Raw genomic sequence first — 21,829 nt, forward strand, 5'->3', positions numbered from 1 at the left:
TAATTTTGCCGCAAAGGGCGAATTTACTGGAGTTTGCGATGGATAAGGTCACACGTTGCGGTTGGGTATCAGCAGATGCTGTGTATCAGCAATATCACGATGAAGTGTGGGGGAGGCCTGTGTATGACAACTTAGAGTTGTTTGCCAAGTTGTGTCTCGATGGTCAGCAAGCTGGGCTTAGTTGGATCACTATTCTTAAACGGCAGCAGAATTACTACCAAGCGTTTGCGAATTTTGTGCCCAGTGAAATTGCCAAGTTTGATGATTCGCGAGTAGAGGAGTTAATGCTGGACAGCGGTATTATCCGCAACCGAGCTAAAATTCGTTCCATCATTGGTAATGCCAAAGCGTATTTGGCAATGGAGCTGCGGGGTGAGAGTTTTAGCGAATTCTTATGGAGTTTTGTTGGTGGTAGTCCCAAGGTAAATCATTTTAGTCAAATGACGGATGTGCCTGCACAGACTGAGGAATCCGTCGCAATGTCTAAGGCTCTGAAAAAAATGGGCTTTAATTTCTGTGGTCCGACTATCTGCTACGCCTTTATGCAAGCCGTTGGCATGGTAAATGATCACTTAACAGGTTGTTTTTGTTATAAATCCTGTTGTGATGTTTCACGTGAAACATTCAAGTGATGGGGCAGTAAGTGCAAATACGTCGCTACGTGAAATCTGTTGCTGTTGGCGGTATCTTTGCCCGCAGAATTTAATAGATTTTTTGATATTCCTAACGCTAAGATTTTTGAATTTGACGGATCTGGATAGATGCTAGCCGTTTGATGTAAATGGTGTTATTCGTCTACATTCATACTCAAGAATATTGGGTTGTCGCTTGGTTGATACTGCAGTGGTTCTAATGCTCGGTGCGAATTGGTAAGTTCAGATTAAGCAACTATAAATTTCCAAATAAGAGCGAAATTACTTGTTGCTATTCATCGCTGCCAAAACAAATAGGATTGTTCAGCAGAATAAATCGTGCAGAAAAATTTTCTGTAGTAAATGTCTAGCTATGAAGGATTGAGCTCAAAGACCTTTCTTGATTAGATATTGAAAAGGCAATTCTTCAGTTTGCGAAGTTACCAGCGTGTGATCCATAAATTCACAGAAGCCTGGAATGTCGCGTGTTGTTGCAGGGTCATCAGCAATTACCAATAAAGTTTCACCGTCATTCATATGCCGTACTTGTTTGCGGATCATCATAATTGGCTCTGGGCAGCGTAAGCCTAAAGCATCTAAAGTGGCATTAGCATTTTCAAATTCGGTTGTAGATGACATCTGTTACTTCTCTTTGCTGAACTATCTAACCACTATATTTTATCCCGCTAGTGAAGATAATGCAGCTGCAAATTTTAATGTTTCACGTGAAACAAAAAGGGGACTTCAAATGGAGTCCCCTTTGCTTAGATTTAGGCGTTTATCTGTACCGGTTAATCCACCCTTTCAAAAATAGTACTGATACCTTGGCCGAAACCGATACACATAGTTGCCAAACCTAGAGTCGCATCGCGCTGCTGCATTAAGTGCAACAGGGTGGTGGAGATGCGGGCACCAGAACATCCTAAAGGATGTCCAAGCGCAATAGCTCCACCGTGTAAGTTTACCTTAGTCTCTAAGTGCTCCATCAAACCTAAATCCTTAACACAAGGTAAAGACTGCGCAGCAAAAGCTTCGTTGAGTTCAACGAGGTCAATATCTTCGATAGAGAGCTTGGCGCGAAACAACGCCTTTTTAGTGGCAGGTACAGGACCATAACCCATAATTGCTGGGTCACAACCGCCAACGGCCAGTGACTTCACCCGAGCCATAATCGGTAAACCGAGCGCTTTGGCCTTTGATTCTGCCATCACTAGCATAGCGGCGGCACCATCTGAAAGTGCAGAGGACGTACCGGCGGTTACCGTACCGTTAACTGGATCAAATACCGGCTTGAGTTGACCTAATGCTTCAAGTGAAGCATCGCTACGAATCACTTGATCATGCTTGCACAAACTGACATTACCCAAATCATCGTGACCAAGCGTAGCGGCTATCTCGTTATCAAACTTACCAGAACTCATCGCTTCATAGGCTCGTTGGTGTGAACGTAGTGCAAACTGGTCTTGCATCTCACGCGATATGCCATGCAACTTTGCTAATAACTCAGCGGTTAATCCCATCATACCTGAAGCTTTGGCGATGTGTTTACTAAGACCTGGATGAATGTCCACACCGTGTGACATTGGCACATGGCCCATATGTTCGACGCCACCGATAATAAATATATCGCCCATGCCGCACATGATGGATTTAGTGGCTTGATGTAGCGCCTCCATCGATGAGCCGCACAAGCGATTTACTGTTACTGCGGCAATGGATTTTGGCAAGCCAGCAAGTAGTGCTGCATTACGGCCAATATTAAAACCTTGCTCTAACGTTTGCTGTACGCAGCCCCAAATGATGTCTTCTACTTGTGTAGGCTCAATTTGGGGATGACGTTCCAGCAAGGTTTTCATCAAGTGGGCTGATAAATCTTCTGCGCGGGCATGGCGAAATATGCCAGCTTTCGAGCGGCCCATTGGGGTACGTAAACAATCAACGATAACTGCGTGTTCCATTTTTACGTCTCCTTATGCGCCGTGATAAAAGGCTTGGTTATTGTCAATTCGGTCTTGCAGCAGCTGTGGCACCCGATACAGTGAGCCCAAGTCTTGGTATTTTCTTGCCCATTGTTGATACTCAAATAAGCCCATCTGCTCGAGATAACTGAATACACCTCCTCTAAATGGGGGAAAGCCCAGACCATAAATTAGCGCTAAATCAGCTTCAGCTGCTGACTGTACAATGCCCTCATCAAGACACAATAAGGTTTCATTTATCATCGGGATCATCACGCGCGCGATAATTTCGTCTTCAGTAAAACTCTTTGGAGTTGCTTCACTGAGTTCGGCTTGAGTTGCTGCTGGCACTTTTACCACTTTGCCACGCTTATCTTTGCTATAGCAGTAAAAACCAGAACCTGTCTTTTGACCAAATTTGCCAGTACTAAACAGTTTATGAATCGCATCTTCATAGCTCACGGCCATCCGCTCAGGGAAGCCGTCAGCCATTACCTGCTGTGCATGATGGGCGGTATCGATACCAACCACATCCAATAAATAAGCCGGCCCCATAGGCCAGCCGAAGACTTTTTCCATCACTTTGTCGATCATGGTGTAGTCGGCGCCATCGGCTACCAATTGGCAGAAACCGGCGAAATAGGGGAACAACACGCGGTTAACGAAAAAGCCTGGGCAGTCATTCACCACAATTGCCGTCTTGCCCATCTGCGTGGCGTAACTAACTACCGTAGCAACGGTCTCATCTGAAGTGACCTCGGACTTAATCACTTCAACCAATGGCATACGGTGTACCGGATTAAAAAAGTGCATGCCGCAAAAGCGTTCTGGTTTTCGCAGTGTCTTAGCAAGTTGGTTGATGGAGATAGTTGAGGTGTTGGAGGTGATAATGGTGTCGTCACTGACATGCTGCTCGACTTCTGCCAGCACAGTAGCTTTGACCTTAGGGTTTTCAACCACAGCTTCAACCACCACATCACAGTCACGAATGGCCTCGTAACTCAGTGATGGAGTGATGCTATTGAGTACGCCTGCCATTTTGTCGGCGGTAATACGACCGCGCTCTAGCTGCTTTTGCAATAGCTTACTGGCTTCGCTCAAACCGAGTTCAATGGCTTGTGGGGCGATATCTTTCATCACCACTGGCACTTTTTTTGAGGCGCTTTGGTAGGCAATGCCGCCCCCCATAATACCAGCACCAATTACAGCCGCGTGTGCAGTTTTATTGGCAAGCCCAGCTTGCTTTTTGGCGAGGGATTTGACCTGTTGATCATTTAAGAAGAGTTGAATTAGCGATTTCGCTGTCGGTGTTTTGGCGACACTGACAAAGGCTTGATGCTCGTTTACCAAGGCTTGCTCGCGCACATCTGCAGCACTTCTCTCTATTGCGATTAGCGCCGCCATTGGTGCTGGGTAGTGCTTACCTGCTTTGGCATACACTAAGCCTTTGGCAACATTAAACGACATGGTTTGCTCTAACTGACTTAGTGATAACGGCTGCTGTTTCTGCTGGCGTCGTTGTTGCCAATCAATGTCGTTATTGATGGCGAGTTGCAACAGTGATTCGGCACTCGAAAGGAGTTGTTCTTTGGTCACCACCGCATCGACGAGCCCTAGTGCTAACGCTTCATTACTGCGACACTCTTTCGCGGTGGTGATGAGTTCAATAGCGTTATCTACACCAATTAGCCGTGGTAATCTGACGGTGCCACCAAAGCCTGGAATAATGCCTAATTTGGTTTCAGGAAGGCCGATACGTGCATCTTCACTGGCGACCCGAAAATCAGTGGCGAGTACGGTTTCGCAGCCTCCACCCAATGCAAAGCTATTCACGGCACATACAGTAGGAAAGGGTAAGTCTTCGAGCTTATTGAAGATGGCATTGGCAGATTGCAGCCATTGATACAGCTTGGCATCTTCCTCGGCAAACAAGGCTAAAAATTCGGTGATGTCGGCACCCACAATAAAACTGTCTTTGTTAGAACTTAGCAGTAAACCTTGGATATCTGTTGCTGCGCTAATGGCATCAAGCGCGTGGTCAAAATCACTGAGGGTTTGTCGATCAAATTTATTAATAGCGCTTTGCTCGCGGTCAAACTGCAAATGCGCAATTTGGTTGTTTATCGACACCTTTAACGTTGAACTTTGATAGAGCATGGTCAACCTTCCGTTTGAGCATGGCCAATGGCCAAGTGAGCAACTGGTACGATGAGATTTTAGTGTGGGAGTTATTTAGACAAATTACAATAACCAATTTAAACACTTGTTTTAATTTGTTTGCAATGAGAAAAAGAATTTAGTTTAACTTTATGAAAAATAAGATTTAAATAATTTTTGTGGTGTAGATTAGCAACTTCTATACCTTGGTCTAATGGTGCCTCAAAATGCTAAAGTAGCACCTAAGTTATTGTAAAAGGCATAATAGTCATTGTTTATCACCGCTTAGGATGTGCCTTTGAGCCAACAATATTTGATACTTGCTGAACCTGTTGAGGTCGAAGAGGAATTTAAAGGCAGTAAATTCATTACCTTATTGTTCTCAATTGATAGTCCTCAGGCATTTCGTGAACAGTTAGACCGGATTAAAAGCCAATATCCAAGTGCTAACCATTACTGCCAAGCGTTTGTGGCTTCAATCCCCGGCGATAATGCGGTTGTTGGTTTTAGTGATGACGGTGAGCCCGCTGGAAGTGCTGGCCGGCCTATGTTAAACGTGCTGACTGGCGCAAACGTGGGCTTTTGCGGCGTGGTGTCTGTGCGCTATTTCGGCGGCACAAAACTCGGTGTAGGTGGTTTAGTGCGCGCCTATGGCAGTGGTGTAAAGCTGGCTTTAAGCGAAGCGAATTTGCTTACGCGCGAACCGACAGAAAGCATTACATTGCAATGCAGCTATAGTGAATTAGGTTCTGTTGAGCACTTTTGCCAAAAGCAGCAGTTAGTCATTGAGAATAAACAATTTGCTGAACAAGTGGTGCTACGTATTAAACTTCCTTTATCCTGTATAAAGAGTTTGTGCGAACAGCTGCAAGCCATTCATCCGATGGCCGTTAAGATAACAAGAGACACGGAAAATTCTTAGCCGATAGGTTAGGCATTTAGGAGCAAGATGCACTTTCGAACCATTACCCGTATCACTGGGCTACTGGTGGGGCTATTTTCAATTACTATGCTACCGCCTGTGGCCGTATCGATGATCTACAGCGATGGTGGTGGCACGGCATTTGTGCAGGCATTTCTCATCAGTATCATCTTTGGTTCATTGCTTTGGTATCCCAATCGGATGCATAAGCAAGATCTGCGTACCCGTGAAGGTTTTCTCATTGTGGTGCTGTTTTGGACGGTATTGGGCGCAATGGGAACCTTACCTTTCTTGTTGGTAGATAATCCAGAGTTGGGACTTGCTGACAGTGTCTTTGAGTCGTTCTCAGCATTAACGACAACGGGCGCCACGGTAATTGTTGGTTTGGATGAGTTACCTAAAGCGATTTTGTTTTACCGACATCAGTTACAATGGCTGGGGGGTATGGGGATCATCGTGCTAGCGGTCGCCATTCTGCCTGTATTAGGCATTGGCGGTATGCAGTTGTATCGGGCAGAGATTCCAGGTCCGGTAAAAGACAGCAAAATGACGCCGCGTATTGCCGAAACCGCTAAGACGTTATGGTACATCTACCTATTACTCACTATCGCTTGCGCTGCTGCATACCACTTTGCTGGAATGCCAGTATTTGATGCGATTTGCCACTCTTTTTCTACCATCGCCATCGGCGGCTTTTCGACGCATGATGCGAGTATTGGTTACTATCAAAGCCCGGCAATTAATCTCATTTGCGTGTTCTTTTTGCTCGTCGCTGCGGTGAATTTTAGCCTGCACTTTGCGGCATTTTCGCGCCGAGGCATTAATCTCAAAACCTATTTTCGCGATGCCGAGTTTCGAGCGTTGTTATTGGTACAGCTAGCTCTGACCTTGGTGTGCTTCTTAACGCTGTTACATACCGGCATTTACGATTCCGCAGAAGAAACGTTTGATTACGCGCTGTTCCAGGCTGTGTCGGTTTCGACAACAGCAGGATTTGGCACTGAAAGCTTTCACGAATGGCCGCTATTCCTGCCAATTCTGCTGATCTTTTCCAGTTTTATCGGTGGCTGCGGTGGTTCGACTGCTGGCGGGATTAAGGTGATCCGCATGGTGCTACTGATCCTGCAGGGCTACCGTGAGCTTAAACGTCTGATCCATCCAAAGGCGATGTTTTCTATACGCATTGGCAGCAAGGCGCTACCGGACAGAGTGATTGACGCTGTATGGGGATTTTTCTCGGCATATGCGTTGGTGTTCGTTATATGCATGTTGATCTTGATGGCGATGGGGATGGATGCGATCACCTCATTTAGTGCCACAGCCGCTTGTTTGAACAATTTAGGTCCTGGCTTAGGTGATGTCGCCGCAAACTATGCCGCCATTACCGACGCGGAAAAGTATGTGTTGGTGGTAGCAATGTTGTTTGGGCGCTTAGAGGTGTTCACCCTGTTAGTGTTATTTATCCCCAGCTTTTGGAAAAATTAATGGCCAATATTCTCCTGCTTTATTCGACCGTTGATGGTCAAACCCAGCGTATCTGTGACGTCATCGCAGAGCAATGTTCACAACACAACACGCAGGTATGTGCAATTGATCAGGTCTCCGAAGCACAGTTGCATTGGGCTGATAAAGTAATGATTGGGGCGAGTATCCGTTATGGTAAATATCGTCCCCAATTGCTGCAGTTTGTGAATCGCTATAAAGCGTTATTGGACGGTAAAAGTAACGGTTTTTTCTGTGTTAATGCGGTGGCGCGCAAACCCAATAAGAATACGCCTGATACCAATATGTATATGCAGAAATTTCTAAAGTTGTCTTTGTGGCAACCTAAGTTACTCGGTGTCTTTGCTGGACGTATTGTGTATCAACAATATGGATTTTGGGACAGAAACATTATTCGTTTCATTATGTGGCTTACTAAGGGGCCTACAGACGTGAATCAGACATACGAATTCACTGACTGGGATCGCGTGCGTCAGTTTGCCAATGAATTCGTACAGCTGTAAGGATAGTGCGTCGTTATGCGGCGCAGAATTTACGGTGCAGAATAGAGATAACTTCGGTGACTTGCTCGTTTTTCAGTGAGTAGTAAACGATTTGAGAGCTCTTACGCGTTGAAACTAAATCTTCGGCGCGTAATACCGCCAGATGTTGTGAAAGTGCAGACTGGCTTAACGGCACGGTTTCGTTTAACTCGGTAACGCTCAGCTCGTTATCCAACAGCAGACACAAGATCATCAGTCGGTAAGGATTTGCTACCGCTTTAAGCCATTTGGCCGCTACTTCAGCGTTTGTCAGCATGGCACCGACATTAATTTCTTTGGTCATATGTGACGCCCACCCCATTTTGATTAGATAATTCTAATCAAATACTAATAAATGCGCAATAAAGCAGTCTTGAACCTAGATCTCATTTTTACTAATTAAGAAATGCAACTGCTTGTCTTCTTTGGGCATTATCGTAGATCCGCTTTCGAGTTTGCGGCAATATCTTTACTTACTTTACTCCTATTGAGCCTACTTCAATGAAATCTGTGCTGATACTTTATTTTTCCCGTGGTGGTCATACCGCCAGAATTAGTCGCCATTTGATGCGCTCTATTGCCGCTGAACAATGCCGTTGTGAAATGATGGATATCAAAGAAGCCAGTAAAGAGGGGATCGACTGGGATGAATGGGATGCGGTGGTATTTGGTGCCTGTGTGCTGTACGGCACTTATGACAAAACCGTATTTGAATTCTGTGAACAAAATAAACAGCAGTTGAGCGATAAAGCGATAAGCTTTTTCTCCGTCAACGTTGTTGCGCGTAAGCCTGAAAAGCGTCAACTGGAAAACAATAAATACCTGCAGAAATTTATGGCGCTATCTGCGTGGAAGCCAAAAGATGTGAAGATTATTGCCGGTAAGGTGGACTATCCGTCATGGGGTTGGCTCGATAAGCAGATGATTCGTCTGATTATGAAAATGACGGATGGACCAACAGATCCTAAAGCCGTTATTGATTACACCGACTGGGATGATGTGAGTGCCTATGGCAAACACATCGTCTCACTGCTCGATGAGGATTGATTAATAGCGCCAGAAGCTGGGATGGAATAGCACTGCAACGGTGAGAATTTCTAACCGTCCCAGCAACATACCAATAGATAACGCCCATTTGGCCACATCAGGCAGACTAGAAAAATTTCCCGCGGGGCCAATTATCTCGCCCAAGCCTGGCCCAACGTTGGTCACCGCAGTCACTGAACCAGATAAGCTGGTGAGAGGGTCGAGACCGCACAGTACTAATATCAATGTCAGTAACACAATCACCATAGCGAACAACATCATAAAGGTGACCAGTGAACGTACAATCTCTTCGTTGATGGGGCGGTTGTTATAGCGCTCACGGAAGATACCGTTTGGATGAAACTGTTGCTTAAGCTGTTCGCGCATGATTGCTACGGCGATTTGAAAACGGAAAATCTTAATACCGCCGGAGGTTGAGCCAGAACAGCCGCCAACAAACATTAGGAATAGAAAGGCGATGTTAGCCAATGCGCCCCAACTGCCATAATCAGTTAATCCATAGCCTGTGGTGGTAACCACAGAAACAACGTTAAAGCTTGATAGCCGCAGCGCATCAATAAACTGAATATTACGGGTATCGTATAACCAGTAGGCTAAGCCAAATGATACCAACGCCAAGAACAGCACATAACCGCGAATTTGAGCATCTTGCCAGACTTTCAGTGTGCGTTGTTGAATCGTTTGAGCGAATACCAATAGTGGTAGACCACCCGCGGCCATAAACACGACTCCTACCCAGTGACAATTCACCGGAAATGCAGCCATTGAACTATCTGAGGTCGAATATCCCCCGGTAGACAAAGTTGTCATCGAGTGATTGATAGCGGCAAACCAACTCATTCCTGCCAAGTGATAGGCAATGGCGCAGGCGATAGTGAGACCGATATATACTAGGAATAGATGTTTTGCGAGGCTTTGGGTGCGTGGAATGGTCTTATCTGACCAATCGGAAGACTCGGTACGGAACAGCCGCATACCACCGACGTTTAAGAACGGCAGAATAGCTACCGCCATCACAATAAAGCCGATACCTCCAAGCCATTGCAGCAATGAACGCCACATCAAAATTGAGTGATCCATTTTATCCAACCCAGATAAAACGGTAGACCCAGTAGTGGTAACACCTGACATGGTTTCAAAAAAGGCGTCGGTATAGCCGATACCGTGATACAGGGTAAACGGCATCGCCGCGAATAAGCTCACAATAAACCAGGTTAGGCTGGTAAGCAGGAACATATCGCGGATATTCAGATGCAGCTTTTTACTTTGTCCTTTATGGACACAAATGCTGGCGACAATGCCGCATACCATGGCTGAAATTAAAAAGGCCATTACGGTTTCTTCGCCGTACACTAATGCCAGCGCTAATGGAATAAACATAAATCCGGTCAGCATCGACAGAAACAGGCCAAGAATAAATAACAGCGGCTTATAGTTCAGCATGGTAATAACAACCTAGAAGAAGAAGGCGCTAGGTTGGAACAGCTTTTCCACCTCGCCAATAAACTTCTTATTTACCAAGAATAGGATGACATGGTCGCCTTGTTCGATAACGGTGCGATCATGCGCCATGAGTACCTCTTCATTACGTACAATGGCTCCAATAGTGGTACCCGGTGGCAGTTTAATTTCGCCAACCTGGCGACCAACCACTTTACTGGTACCTGGGTCACCGTGGGCGATAGCCTCAATGGCTTCCGCAGCACCGCGGCGCAATGAATAGACGTTACAGATATCACCCTGACGAATGTGGGTCAGCAACGCCGATATTGTGGCTTGTTGCGGCGAAATCGCGATATCAATGTTGGCTTCTTGCACAATATCCACATAGGCTTCACGTTGGATCAGCACCATTACCTTCTTGGCGCCCAAGCGTTTTGCCAGCAAGGCTGACATGATATTCGCTTCGTCATCGTTGGTAACGGCAATGAATACGTCAGTCTGGTCGATATGCTCTTCGAGTAGCAATTCTTGATCTGAGGCATCGCCGCAGAAAACCGTTGTGTTTTCCAGCGCTTCGGAGAGCGCTTCGGCACGCTCTTGGCGATGTTCAATCAGTTTAACTGAGTGGTTGCGTTCTAGCTTTTTCGCTAACCCCTGACCGATATTACCGCCGCCCGCAATCATCACATTCCGGTAAGAGTTATCCAGCTTTTGCATCTCACTCATTACCGCACGAATATGCCGGCTATCAGCAACGAAGAACACTTCGTCATCCGCTTCAATGATGGTGGTACCGCGCGGCATGATAGCGCGGCCCTGACGGAAAATGGCCGCCACCCGGGTATCAATATTCGGCATGTGTTCGCGCAATGCCGCCAGTGCATTACCCACTAAAGGACCACCGTAGTAGGCCCTAACCGCCACTAGACTGACCTTGCCATCAGCGAAGTCTCGCACCTGCAAAGCGCCTGGATATTCAATTAAACGGTGTATGTAAGTAATTACTAACTGCTCGGGAGCAATGAGCTCGTCAATAACAAAACCGCCACGCAGCTTGGCCTCAGTGTTTTTGGTTTCGCTGTCGATAAACAACTTATCTTGAATAGTGAGATATTGCTCTGAACGGATACGGGCAATCTTAGTTGGAGTGCCAAACAGCGTATAAGCAATCTGACAAGCTGACATATTACACTCATCGCTATTGGTCACAGCGACCAGCATATCAGCATCTTCTGCACCCGCCTCGCGCAACACCCCCGGATGCGCACCATGGCCGACAACGACCCGTAAATCGAACTTATCCTGTAGTGCACGTAGGCGAGCGCGATCATGGTCAATAATGGTTATGTCGTTGTTCTCTCCAACGAGGTTTTCAGCCAGTGTGCCACCGACTTGCCCAGCACCGAGGATGATGATTTTCATGCCTTGAAAAGCTCCTAAACGATCGCTTTGACCAGTTTGGCGTAGTAAAACCCGTCCATATTGTCTTGTCCGGGGAGGATTTGCCAGCCTGTTGCGCCGTTTTCTTTAGCCGCTGTGATGGTCTCTAAAGTCGCATCTGGAGTGCGTGCGACAAAGGCCTCAATTTGTTGGCTGTTTTCGTCTGGTAATATTGAGCAGGTGGCGTATAACAGCGTGCCGCCCGGTTTTAACCATTTCCAGCAGTGATCAAGAATCTGCGCCTGCACTTTTTGCAGCGCATCGATATCCGCTGCTTTACGCAGCCATTTGATATCAGGGTGACGACGAATTACGCCGGTGGCTGAGCATGGTGCGTCTAACAAAATACGGTCGAACTGTTCACCGCTCCAGCTAGCGTCAATATTGGCTGCATCGGCGCACAAAATGGTGGCATCCAATCCAAGACGTTGGCAATTTTCGCTAACCCGTTCGAGGCGCTTAGCATCATTGTCGAGTGCAACTAAACGAACATCGGCAGATTCCAGAATGTGGCAGCTTTTACCGCCGGGCGCCGCGCAAGCATCAAGGATTAATTCGCCGTCCTGTGGTTCCAGCAAGGTTGCTGCCCACTGGGCCGCTTGGTCTTGTACTGATACGCTGCCTTCGGCAAAACGTGGTAGGGCGCTGACATCGGTTGGCGTCGCTAACAACATTGCATCGGCAGTTAGGCCCGCGCTAGCATCAATGTCGATTTCAGCCAGTTGCGCTAAAAATTCATCACGACTTTGCTGGCGTTGGTTGTTACGCAGCCACATCGGTGGGCGTTGCTGGCTTTGTTCAATAATCTGTTCCCAGCTGTCGGGATAGGCTGCTTTAAGCTTTTTCACCAGCCAACCGGGGAAGCAGTATTTCAGCGTATCATTGCTGGTCTCCAACGGTGCTTCTGCACGTTGCACATTACGTAGTACGCCATTGATCACTTTAACGAAGTTTTCAAAACCCAACTGACGACAAGCTTCAACGGTTTCTGAAATCGCCGCGTGCGCCGGAATGCGAGTGAAATACAGCTGATAGCAGCCAATCAGTAGCAGATGGTGCAGCAGGCGTTGCTTGTTTTTGAACGGCTTTTGCAGGCGTTGGCTAATGCAGTTATCCAACTGCGGCAGCACCCGCATCACGCCATAGCTAAGTTCTGCCAGTAGCGCACGGTCTTTACCGTTGGCCAATTGTGCTTGATGTTGCGGTAATACATTAGATAAAGAGGCGCCGTTTTCCAGTACCTGAAACACCACTTGGGCCGCTAGCGCGCGAATATTCAGTTTCATTGCCCACCTTCTGCGGTTGCACTTACTAAAACAGTGCCTTCAGCAAACCAATCACCGCGAGCATTGAGAATGTCAGCCACTGGCATCGCCTTTTTGCCCGGTAGTTGCATCTCAGTGATCACCAATTGACCGTCGCCTGTAGCAATCGTCAACCCTTGCTTATTGGCGCTAATAATGGTGCCTGCTGGCAAGCTTATTTGGTCAGTAATCGGCTGTGCTTGCCACACTTTGACATTTTGCTCGTGCAGCGTGAAATAACTGACTGGCCAAGGGTTAAAGGCGCGGATTTCACGGGAAAGTGCCAGAGCAGACTTGTTCCAGTCGATACGCGCTTCCTCTTTGGATAGCTTCTCGGCATAGGTCGCCAAACTGTCATCCTGCGGCGTTGCTGTGAGTGTGCCAGCGGCTAAACCACTCAATGCTGCTACGAGGGACTTGGGCCCGAGCTCAGCCAGCTTGTTATATAGGGTGGCTGAGGTATCGCTATCTGCAATTGGCAGGGTACTGATCTGCAACATGTCACCAGTATCTAGGCCGGCATTCATCTGCATGATGGTGACGCCAGTTTCGGTATCTCCAGCCCACAACGCTCGCTGAATCGGCGCGGCACCACGCCACTTAGGCAAAATCGAGCCGTGAACGTTGATACAACCTAATTTTGGGGTATCCAATACCACTTGCGGCAGGATCAAGCCGTACGCCACGACGACCATAATGTCGGCATCGATGTTGGCTAATTCCTGTTGCGCAGTTTCATCACGCAGTGATTTAGGTTGGTAGACTGGCAAGTTATGTTCCGTTGCCAGCAATTTTACTGGGCTTGGGGTTAACTTGTGGCCGCGTCCGGCTGGACGATCTGGTTGAGTATAAACCGCGACGACCTGATGCTCACTTTCGATAAGTGCTTGCAGATGACGTGCAGCAAAATCCGGTGTACCGGCAAAAATAATTTTCAGCGAATTCAAAACATGTTCCTGAATAAAAAGCGATTAGCTGCTTTTGGCGTCCTGACGTGCCGCCTTTTCCAACTTCTGACGAATGCGTTGGCGTTTCAGCGCAGACAGATAGTCGACAAACAACTTGCCTTGTAGATGGTCCATTTCGTGCTGAATACAGATTGCGAACAAACCGTCAGCTTCGACGGTGAACTCTTTGCCGTCGCGATCAAACGCTTTTACGGTGACAAATTCACAACGATCTACCTTGGCATAAACCCCAGGGACAGACAGGCAGCCTTCTTCATTACAGAAGTCGCCGCTCTTGGTCACGATTTCAGGATTAATGAACACCTTCGGGCGTTCTACTTCATCCTGCAGATCCATAACAATCAACCGCTGGTGGAAATCGACTTGTGTCGCCGCTAAACCAATGCCTTTTTCTTCATACATGGTTTCGAACATATCGTCGATTTGGGTTTGCAAAGCCGAGCCGAAATCAGTGACCGGCTTGGCAATAGTTCTAAGTCTTTCATCTGGATAACGTAATACGTTTAACAAAGCCATATATAACTCTTAACAATCGTGCTAAAACCAAGGGACTTGGTTATACTCTTTGGTGCTAATGACATAATTTTAATCGTTAGCGGCTATCAATAACAGAAAAAGCTCATTTTTCCTAATGCGCCAACTACATGGACGGGCCCATGAAAAGGTTTACTCTACTTGCGTTGCTTGCAATTGTCTGTGGTGGAACTCATGCAGATGTGCTCACATTAAAAGCAGGTCACCCTGAGTCATACGTCGTAAAAAAGGGCGATACGCTATGGGATATCTCGGGGATGTTCCTCAAAGACCCGTGGCGTTGGCCTAAGCTCTGGGGGGCTAACCCACAAATTGCCAACCCGCACTTAATTTATCCTGGTGATCGGCTAACCTTGGTATTTATCGATGGTGAACCGCGCTTGGTCACTAAGCCATTCAAAAAAATTGGTCCAGCTGGGCAGGTGAAAACCAAAGGCGATGCAGTACCGGCAATCGATCTGGCCGTGATTCAACCCTACTTAGTACAAAACCGGGTTGTTGATGAAGTTTGGCTGGAACAACAACCTAAAGTGCTTGGTGGCGAAAGTCCGTCCTATCACCATGTCGATGGTGATGTGGTTTATGTTCAAGGTAATGTTGCGGAAGGTACTAAGTTGGCCTTCTATGCGCCGGGTCGCAAGTTTGAAGATGAAGCGACTGGTGAGTCTCTTGGGCAAGAGATCATCTTATCTGCAACCGGACGCGTTATCGAAAGCGGCGATGTATCGCGAGTATTACTGTTTAGAAGTTTTCAGGAGACCAAAGCCGGATACCGCGTGATGTCGGTGGAAGATGATGCGCTGATGCCAGCCTATTTTATGCCAATGGCGGGTGACACTGAGGGCGCTAAACTGCTGGCGGCAAATGGCAACATTCGAGAAATGGGTAAGTTGGATGTGGCTTATATCGACCGCGGTGCCGAGGCTGGTGTTAAACCAGGTCAGGTGTTTACTGTTTACAAGCCTGGCGCAACGGTTGTGATGGATGGTGATGGCATTCCTGTCGCGCCGGAAGAGCAATCGGCTTATGACAAGATGAAAGGCGCCTTTGGTGATGAAATTCAGTTACCAAAATTGTACCGTGGCCAAGTGATGATCTTTAAGGTGTTTGATAAAACCAGTTTGGGCTTAATCCTTATCGACCAACGTCCGATGCGCGTGGGCGATGAATTGTTCAAGCCTGATGCCATTTTAAAAGGAGAATGACCGAAGATTTTCTGGTCGATTGGTTAGTTGTCAGTGCGGTATCCGGGCTTGGCCCGCTGCGGATTAGACAATTACTTGAGCACATGGATGTGCAGCAATTACGGCAACGATTGGAGCATGAACCGCAATCGATTGCCGCAAGACTGCAAGCATCCCACATCGTTGCAGCCAAGCAAAAGGTAGAACTGGCCTTAAGTTGGCAAGATGCAGCAGCAAACCACGTTATCATCACGCAAAACTCCCCATTTTATCCTCCACTGCTTAAGCAGATAGACGATGCCCCCACCGTGCTATTTTGCAAAGGAGATATCGATATTCTGGTTGCCCCTTCTGTGGCTATCGTTGGAAGTCGAGATGCGAGCCGCAATGGCTTACAACAAGCATATGACTTTGCGGCGCAAATGGCTGGCTTGGGGATAGTGGTGATTTCCGGAATGGCAGCGGGTATCGATGGTGCCGCCCATCAAGGCAGCCTCGCTGCTGGTGGCCGCACATTAGGTGTCTTAGGTACTGGTGTCGAGCAAGTTTATCCTAAGCGTCATCGTAATCTTTTTCGCGATGTTATTGATTCTGGTTGCTTAGTCAGTGAATTCTGGCCTGATGTAAAACCATTTTCTGGCAATTTCCCTAAACGAAATCGCATCATCAGTGGGCTGGCGTTAGGCACTTTAGTCATTGAAGCACGGCGCAAGAGTGGCTCGCTGATCACTGCGAGGTTAGCAAGTGAACAGGGGCGTGAAGTCTTTGCGTTACCAGGTAGTCTGTTAGCAGGCGATCACCAAGGTTGTCATGACTTGATTAAAAATGGCGCAAAACTTGTGGAGAATATTGCCGATATAGTGGAAGAGCTACCACCATTGTTGCGTGCGCACCTTGAATCTTTGGCAATTGAACCCCATTTAGCCAAAGAAGACAGCTCCGAGTTGCCATTTAAATCACTGTTAGCTAGTGTAGGTTATGAAACCACAGCAATAGATGTAGTGGTTGCAAACAGTGGTATAGCGTTGGATCTGGTGTTGGAACAGTTGCTTGAACTTGAACTACAAGGGTTGGTAGCGGCTGTACCTGGTGGTTACGTTAGACTTAAGAGGAGCTAGCCATGTTCGATATCCTCATGTATTTGTTTGAAAACTATGTCCATAGTGAAGTAGAACTCATGGTCGATGAAGATGAATTGACCAAAGAACTTACCCGTGCTGGTTTCCATCAGTCTGAAATTTTAAAAGCCTTAAGTTGGTTGGAACGTCTTGCTGCGTTGCAAGAAAGTGAAACACCGTATCTGACGGCAAGTAACAAAAATTCATTCCGTATCTACACGGCCGATGAAATGGATAAGTTGGATGTGGAATGTCGCGGATTTTTGTTCTTTCTTGAACAGGTGAATGTCCTTAGCTTTGAAACACGTGAAATGGTGATTGACCGTGTGATGGAGTTAGATGAGCCTACGCTGGTACTGGAAGATCTTAAGTGGGTGATCTTAATGGTGCTATTTAATGCACCAGGAAACGAATCGGCTTATGCTCAGATGGAAGATTTGATTTTCGAACAACCAGACGGTCGCTTGCATTCCTAAACACACATCAGTATTGAAGCAAGAAAGGGGCGTTAAGCCTCTTTTTTATTATGCAAAGTGTCATCGACAGCTATGTTACACTTTGCTTTAAGGTGAATTGACGACGGCGATTTATGGCGAAGATAGATCAACAGCTATTTAATGCTAAAGAACATGCATTGGAGAGAGAATACGAAGTCTGTCCGCAATGCGGTGCAGAGTTGACGATTCGCCATAGTAAGCATGGTAGCTTTCTTGGTTGTAGTAATTATCCCCAATGCGACTACCGTCGTCCGCTGGTGCAACATGAAGCGATTGAGTCACAACCGCTTCCCGGTTCTGAATGCCCAGAATGTGGTGCGGAGCTGGCGGTGAAATCTGGCCGCTTCGGGATCTTTATTGGTTGCAGCCGTTATCCTGAGTGTCGCCATATCGAGAAGCACACACAAGAATCTCCTGAGCAGCAGGTGACGTGTCCGCAATGTAAATCGGGTCAGCTAGAATCCAAAACGAATCGTTTTGGTAAAACCTTCTACGCCTGTAGTGATTATCCGCAGTGTCGCTTTTTAGTGAATTATCCCCCCCATGCTGAGACATGCCCAGAATGTGGTTTTGCGATTTTAGTGGAACGTAAAACGGCAGCAGGCAAGCGTTTAGAATGCCCCAGCAAAAGTTGTCACTACAAACGGCTATTGTGATCTTGCTCAAGTTTTACTGGTCAGTGAATGTCGCTGCGTTATAATTCCGCCCACTTTCATTTTTAAACACCTCATCGTTAAGGATTGAGCATGTTGCAGATAGCTGCGACCGACGTCGCTGAGCTTGTTGCAGAAGGCGGTGTTATCGCCTATCCCACAGAAGCGGTTTTTGGTTTAGGGTGTGATCCGGATAACCTCACTGCTGTGCAACGGATTCTTGATATCAAACAGCGCCCTTGGGAAAAGGGACTGATCATGGTGGCGGATAATTTTGACCAGTTGCGCCCCTATCTCGACTTAACAGAGATTAGTGCTGAGCAATTGGCTCATGCTCATGAGTTCTGGCCCGGCCCTTTCACGTTTATCTTTCCTGCGAAAGCGAGTCTGTCTACCTTAGTGCGCGGCCAATTTGATACCGTAGCGGTAAGAGTGTCGGCGCATCCGATCGTGAAAAGCTTATGTCAAACAGTGGCTAAGCCGCTTATTTCAACCAGCGCCAATCCAGCGGGAGAAGAGCCAGCATTAGATAGCGCCACCATTGAACAGATGTTTGGTCGCAAGGTAGACGCAGTTATTGCTGGCGAACTAGGCGAGCAACGTCAACCTTCGACCATTATCGATATTCGCACAGGCAAAGTGCTACGTCAGGGATAAGCAAACAGGAGTACACATGGCACCGGATTCCAATGCAGTCAAAGTCTTTCTTATGCAACTGCAAAACAACATCTGCCAAGCGTTAGAGCAACTTGACGGTTCGGCGAGTTTTGTCGAGGACAGCTGGCTGCGTGAACAAGGTGGGGGCGGTCGTAGTCGAGTTTTGACTCAAGGCGCAGTCTTTGAACAAGCGGGGGTTAACTTTAGCCATGTCACTGGCGAACAGATGCCTGCATCTGCAACCGCTCATAGACCCGAACTCGCGGGTCGCAGTTTTGAAGCCATGGGTGTGTCTTTGGTGATCCATCCGCTGAATCCCTATGTGCCAACTACCCATGCCAATGTGCGTTTCTTTATTGCCCGCAAAGAGGGCGCTGATCCGGTATGGTGGTTTGGTGGTGGCTTCGATTTAACGCCGTACTATCCCTTCTTGGAAGATGTTAAAGAGTGGCATCAACACGCCAAAGAATTATGCGAGCCGTTTGGTAGCGATATGTATCCTACATATAAAAAGTGGTGTGATGATTACTTCTTTTTGCCGCATCGCAATGAAACCCGTGGTGTGGGTGGTTTGTTCTTTGATGATCTCAATGAAGGCGGCTTTGAACGCTGTTTTGATTTTATGCAAGCGGTGGGTAGTGGCTTTATCACGGGTTACAGCCCAATTGTGAGCCGTCGTAAAGATAGCGCGTATGGCGAGCGCGAACGCGAGTTCCAGTTGTATCGCCGTGGCCGCTATGTGGAATTCAATCTGGTATACGACCGTGGTACCTTGTTTGGATTACAAACCGGTGGTCGTACAGAATCCATTCTGATGTCGATGCCGCCGTTGGTGCGTTGGCAATATGGTTTTCAGCCAGAACCTAATTCGGCCGAAGCTGAGCTGTATGACCAGTTCCTTAAACCACAGGATTGGTTGGCAAGTTAACCCACAGTGGCTATCGATTACGCATGTGATCGGCCAACTGGCTGATCGCTTGATAAATAACGCGGCGATGTTCCGCCTTTTTTATTGTGCTTTCTAATGCCGAACGCATACATAGCAACCATTGGTCGCGCATCTTATCATCAATGGCAAAGTTCAAATGCCGTGCTTTCAGCATTGGCGCACCACGGCGTTCGGTGAACAGTTGCGGTCCACCGAGCCAGCCACTCAAAAACTCAAACAACTTTTGTTCTGACTCTTCGAGTGCTGGTGGATGAATAGCTAACAACTCCCGAGTCTCTGGTCTAGTGCGCATTTCTAGATAAAACTGTTTGGCGAGTTTACGAATGGTGCGTTCGCCGCCAATCATGTCGTAAGCATTAGATTGGTGTGGATCGCGCTCTGCGGAAGGTCTTTTGCGAAACAGCTTTTTGAGAAAGTTCATAACGTTCGGTATTCGTGATAGTGATGGCATTATAACGAGCAATCGTGGCGGAGCGCAGCAGAACATTGCCAGTGAGCAAGTGGCAATTTACACTGGCACAACATTAACAAGATAATTAACGCCCGCCATGACCGACAGATACGCAGTATTCGGCAATCCTATCGCACACAGCAAATCACCCGCTATCCATCATGCTTTCGCGCAGCAAACGGGCGAAGATTTGGCTTATGAGAAAATACTAGCCCCGGTTGAGGAATTTGCAGCAACCGCTAAGTCCTTCTTTGCTGATGCACGCACCAAAGGGGCCAACGTGACTGTGCCTTTCAAAGAGCAAGCATATGCGCTTTGTGATGAACTGAGTGAGCGAGCCAAACTTGCTGGCGCGGTCAATACCCTTATTAAGCTAGAAAATGGTCAACTACAGGGGGATAACACCGACGGCTTAGGCTTGGTGAGTGATCTGGCAGCACATACATCATTGCAAGGCAAAACCGTGCTACTTATCGGGGCGGGCGGTGCCGCAAAAGGCTGTTTGCTACCGCTACTCGATGCAGATGTTACAAGTGTTGATATCTACAATCGGACCAAAGTAAAAGCGGAGCAACTCGCAGCAGTCGCACCAACAAGATGTAAAGCATGCGAGGCGGGTACATTAGCGCAAGGTTACGATGTCGTGATTAACTCCACTTCGGCTAGTTTGCATGGACAACTTCCCGATGTACCTAGCAGTGTGATTGGCGAGCATACAATCTGCTACGACATGATGTATGGCAAAGAGATGACCACATTCAACCAATGGGCACAAGCACAGGGGGCCAAACTGGTTATCGATGGCTTAGGTATGTTGGTGGGGCAGGCAGCACACAGTTTTAATTTATGGCGTGGCATATATCCCGCTGTTGAGCCGGTACTGCAACAGCTAAGACAACAACTCGAGCAACAGCCATGAATCAGCAACTGCTTTTCAATGATGACGCCCAAGCTGACCTTGAACGCCAAGCCATCATCTGTTCGGCAATGGACGGTGGCATGTGCATTCAATGTGTAATAGCGGTGAGTTATCTTGCCAAGCTAGACGCAAATGTGGACGAGGTGTCCGATTGGCTAAACGCCTATGAAGACAATCGCTTTGACATTGAAGACCAACTCGAAGCAAAGATTGCTCAAGAAGCCTTTAACGCGAAAGGAGAAGTCGAGCTGAGTTAGCCCGACTTCGCAATGCGCTACTGTTCGGCTAAATAGTCGTTCTTTAAACGCACATAGTTGTCTGATGATTTTGGTAAAAAGGCCAGCTCACTTTCGCGAAGAGGGCGAGCTTGCTTGGCAGGATTGCCCACATAGAGAAAGCCACTTTCAAGTCGCTTACCGGGTGGCACCACGGAACCAGCGCCAACAATCACATTATCTTCTACCACGACACCATCTAAGATCACTGATCCCATGCCCACCAAAACGCAGTTGCCAATTTGGCAACCGTGTAACATCGCTTTGTGTCCAACAGTCACATCATCACCAATAATCAGTGGATGGCCATCGGGTTTGGCTTCACTGCGACGGGTCACGTGCAAGACGGTACCGTCTTGAATACTGGTGCGTTTGCCAATCGCTATATGGTTTACGTCACCTCGTGCAGCAACCATCGGCCAAATGCTGGCGTCATCACCAATACGAATATCACCAATTAATACGGCAGCCTCATCTATATACACGTCTTTGCCGATTGTCGGCGTCATTCCTTTATAGGCTCGTAAACTTTGACTCATTAAAAGAGGTCCCTTGCTGTTGTTTTGTGCATTATATGGCGAAAAATAAACTACTTGGTTCAAATAGTCAGCAAACGAGCTGAAAAAGCAAAAAAAGCGTAAAAAGCCTCTTGCGCGGTTTTCTGATGTGCCTATAATGCGCACCCACTGAGACGGCA

24 protein-coding genes are annotated in these 21,829 nt (G+C 47.3%); 13 read left to right on the forward strand and 11 right to left on the reverse strand.

The genetic code is table 11. The features are described 5' to 3' along the window. The first annotated feature begins 38 nt into the window (after window positions 1-38). Entirely contained in the window at window positions 39-632 is a 594-nt protein-coding gene (locus HR45_RS17575) for a DNA-3-methyladenine glycosylase I (protein ID WP_037445548.1), read from the forward strand. 387 nt (window positions 633-1,019) lie between these two features. On the opposite strand, the gene tusA is transcribed toward HR45_RS17575, so the two are convergent. The 3 genes from tusA to fadB all read right to left on the reverse strand — a co-directional run bounded on the left by tusA (window position 1,020) and on the right by fadB (window position 4,747). Beyond that, window positions 1,020-1,271, reverse strand: a complete 252-nt coding sequence (tusA, locus tag HR45_RS17580; protein WP_037445550.1) for a sulfurtransferase TusA — start codon at window positions 1,269-1,271, stop codon at window positions 1,020-1,022. A 152-nt stretch (window positions 1,272-1,423) separates the two neighbouring features. Beyond that, window positions 1,424-2,590: an acetyl-CoA C-acyltransferase FadA gene (fadA, locus tag HR45_RS17585; protein ID WP_037445552.1), complete on the reverse strand. Its 1,167-nt coding sequence runs from the start codon at window positions 2,588-2,590 to the stop codon at window positions 1,424-1,426. A gap of 12 nt (window positions 2,591-2,602) precedes the next feature. Continuing rightward, on the reverse strand, window positions 2,603-4,747 hold the full coding sequence (gene fadB / locus HR45_RS17590; RefSeq protein WP_037445553.1) for a fatty acid oxidation complex subunit alpha FadB: 2,145 nt from the start codon (window positions 4,745-4,747) through the stop codon (window positions 2,603-2,605). Between the two features lie 298 nt (window positions 4,748-5,045). Between fadB and HR45_RS17595 the strand changes: the two genes are divergently transcribed. From HR45_RS17595 to hemG (HR45_RS17605), 3 genes are read left to right on the forward strand one after another with little or no spacing between them, the layout of a single operon-like run. After that, on the forward strand, window positions 5,046-5,669 hold the full coding sequence (locus HR45_RS17595) for a YigZ family protein (protein WP_063355123.1): 624 nt from the start codon (window positions 5,046-5,048) through the stop codon (window positions 5,667-5,669). Window positions 5,670-5,696: 27 nt separating this feature from the next. Then, entirely contained in the window at window positions 5,697-7,154 is a 1,458-nt protein-coding gene (locus HR45_RS17600; RefSeq protein ID WP_037445555.1) for a TrkH family potassium uptake protein, read from the forward strand. Then, on the forward strand, window positions 7,154-7,675 hold the full coding sequence (gene hemG / locus HR45_RS17605) for a menaquinone-dependent protoporphyrinogen IX dehydrogenase (RefSeq protein WP_037445557.1): 522 nt from the start codon (window positions 7,154-7,156) through the stop codon (window positions 7,673-7,675). The genes HR45_RS17600 and hemG (HR45_RS17605) overlap by 1 nt, the downstream gene beginning before the upstream one ends. 13 nt (window positions 7,676-7,688) lie before the next feature. On the opposite strand, the gene HR45_RS17610 is transcribed toward hemG (HR45_RS17605), so the two are convergent. Then, complete coding sequence (locus tag HR45_RS17610) at window positions 7,689-7,997, reverse strand: ArsR/SmtB family transcription factor (RefSeq protein WP_037445559.1); 309 nt, start codon at window positions 7,995-7,997, stop codon at window positions 7,689-7,691. A 197-nt stretch (window positions 7,998-8,194) separates the two neighbouring features. Here HR45_RS17610 and hemG (HR45_RS17615) point away from each other — a divergent pair, with 197 nt between their 5' ends. Then, window positions 8,195-8,740: a menaquinone-dependent protoporphyrinogen IX dehydrogenase gene (hemG, locus tag HR45_RS17615; RefSeq protein ID WP_037445560.1), complete on the forward strand. Its 546-nt coding sequence runs from the start codon at window positions 8,195-8,197 to the stop codon at window positions 8,738-8,740. On the opposite strand, the gene HR45_RS17620 is transcribed toward hemG (HR45_RS17615), so the two are convergent. Genes HR45_RS17620 through def form a run of 5 tightly spaced genes read right to left on the reverse strand, consistent with a single transcriptional unit; the run spans window position 8,741 to window position 14,411 of the window. Further along, on the reverse strand, window positions 8,741-10,183 hold the full coding sequence (locus tag HR45_RS17620; RefSeq protein ID WP_037445561.1) for a TrkH family potassium uptake protein: 1,443 nt from the start codon (window positions 10,181-10,183) through the stop codon (window positions 8,741-8,743). It lies immediately after the preceding gene. Between the two features lie 12 nt (window positions 10,184-10,195). Continuing rightward, window positions 10,196-11,605 (reverse strand): Trk system potassium transporter TrkA, encoded by a 1,410-nt coding sequence (trkA, locus tag HR45_RS17625; protein WP_037445562.1) that lies wholly within the window; start codon window positions 11,603-11,605, stop codon window positions 10,196-10,198. Window positions 11,606-11,619: 14 nt separating this feature from the next. Further along, window positions 11,620-12,903 carry a 16S rRNA (cytosine(967)-C(5))-methyltransferase RsmB gene (gene rsmB / locus HR45_RS17630; RefSeq protein WP_037445580.1) on the reverse strand — a complete coding sequence of 428 codons (1,284 nt, stop codon included), beginning with the start codon at window positions 12,901-12,903 and terminating at the stop codon, window positions 11,620-11,622. 2 nt (window positions 12,904-12,905) lie between these two features. Next, window positions 12,906-13,874, reverse strand: a complete 969-nt coding sequence (fmt, locus tag HR45_RS17635; RefSeq protein WP_037445563.1) for a methionyl-tRNA formyltransferase — start codon at window positions 13,872-13,874, stop codon at window positions 12,906-12,908. 24 nt (window positions 13,875-13,898) lie between these two features. Next, window positions 13,899-14,411, reverse strand: coding sequence for a peptide deformylase (def, locus tag HR45_RS17640; protein WP_037445564.1), 513 nt, complete (start codon window positions 14,409-14,411; stop codon window positions 13,899-13,901). A 128-nt stretch (window positions 14,412-14,539) separates the two neighbouring features. On the opposite strand from def, the gene HR45_RS17645 reads away from it, so the two are divergent. The 6 genes from HR45_RS17645 to hemF all read left to right on the forward strand — a co-directional run bounded on the left by HR45_RS17645 (window position 14,540) and on the right by hemF (window position 19,466). Then, window positions 14,540-15,634, forward strand: a complete 1,095-nt coding sequence (locus HR45_RS17645; RefSeq protein WP_037445566.1) for a LysM peptidoglycan-binding domain-containing protein — start codon at window positions 14,540-14,542, stop codon at window positions 15,632-15,634. After that, the gene (gene dprA / locus HR45_RS17650) at window positions 15,631-16,731 is read left to right on the forward strand and encodes a DNA-processing protein DprA (RefSeq protein WP_156104121.1); all 1,101 of its coding nucleotides are present in this window, start codon (window positions 15,631-15,633) and stop codon (window positions 16,729-16,731) included. The genes HR45_RS17645 and dprA overlap by 4 nt, the downstream gene beginning before the upstream one ends. Before the next feature lie 2 nt (window positions 16,732-16,733). After that, window positions 16,734-17,207 (forward strand): DUF494 family protein, encoded by a 474-nt coding sequence (locus HR45_RS17655; RefSeq protein WP_037445567.1) that lies wholly within the window; start codon window positions 16,734-16,736, stop codon window positions 17,205-17,207. A 113-nt stretch (window positions 17,208-17,320) separates the two neighbouring features. Then, window positions 17,321-17,884: a DNA topoisomerase family protein gene (locus HR45_RS17660; RefSeq protein WP_037445568.1), complete on the forward strand. Its 564-nt coding sequence runs from the start codon at window positions 17,321-17,323 to the stop codon at window positions 17,882-17,884. 90 nt (window positions 17,885-17,974) lie between these two features. Then, a complete protein-coding gene (gene tsaC / locus HR45_RS17665) occupies window positions 17,975-18,538 on the forward strand; it encodes an L-threonylcarbamoyladenylate synthase type 1 TsaC (protein ID WP_037445569.1) in 564 nt (187 codons plus the stop codon). 16 nt (window positions 18,539-18,554) lie between these two features. Continuing rightward, on the forward strand, window positions 18,555-19,466 hold the full coding sequence (hemF, locus tag HR45_RS17670) for an oxygen-dependent coproporphyrinogen oxidase (RefSeq protein ID WP_037445570.1): 912 nt from the start codon (window positions 18,555-18,557) through the stop codon (window positions 19,464-19,466). A 10-nt stretch (window positions 19,467-19,476) separates the two neighbouring features. Here the strand turns inward: hemF and HR45_RS17675 are convergent, their stop codons facing one another. Then, on the reverse strand, window positions 19,477-19,908 hold the full coding sequence (locus tag HR45_RS17675; RefSeq protein ID WP_037445571.1) for a group II truncated hemoglobin: 432 nt from the start codon (window positions 19,906-19,908) through the stop codon (window positions 19,477-19,479). A gap of 127 nt (window positions 19,909-20,035) precedes the next feature. Between HR45_RS17675 and aroE the strand changes: the two genes are divergently transcribed. Next, window positions 20,036-20,857, forward strand: coding sequence for a shikimate dehydrogenase (aroE, locus tag HR45_RS17680; RefSeq protein ID WP_037445572.1), 822 nt, complete (start codon window positions 20,036-20,038; stop codon window positions 20,855-20,857). Next, window positions 20,854-21,114 (forward strand): DUF1488 family protein, encoded by a 261-nt coding sequence (locus tag HR45_RS17685; RefSeq protein WP_037445573.1) that lies wholly within the window; start codon window positions 20,854-20,856, stop codon window positions 21,112-21,114. The genes aroE and HR45_RS17685 overlap by 4 nt, the downstream gene beginning before the upstream one ends. Before the next feature lie 17 nt (window positions 21,115-21,131). On the opposite strand, the gene HR45_RS17690 is transcribed toward HR45_RS17685, so the two are convergent. Continuing rightward, the gene (locus HR45_RS17690) at window positions 21,132-21,671 is read right to left on the reverse strand and encodes a gamma carbonic anhydrase family protein (protein ID WP_037445574.1); all 540 of its coding nucleotides are present in this window, start codon (window positions 21,669-21,671) and stop codon (window positions 21,132-21,134) included. Window positions 21,672-21,829 lie beyond the last annotated feature (158 nt).

The organism is Shewanella mangrovi, assembly GCF_000753795.1.
Classification (GTDB): Bacteria; Pseudomonadota; Gammaproteobacteria; order Enterobacterales; family Shewanellaceae; genus Shewanella; species Shewanella mangrovi.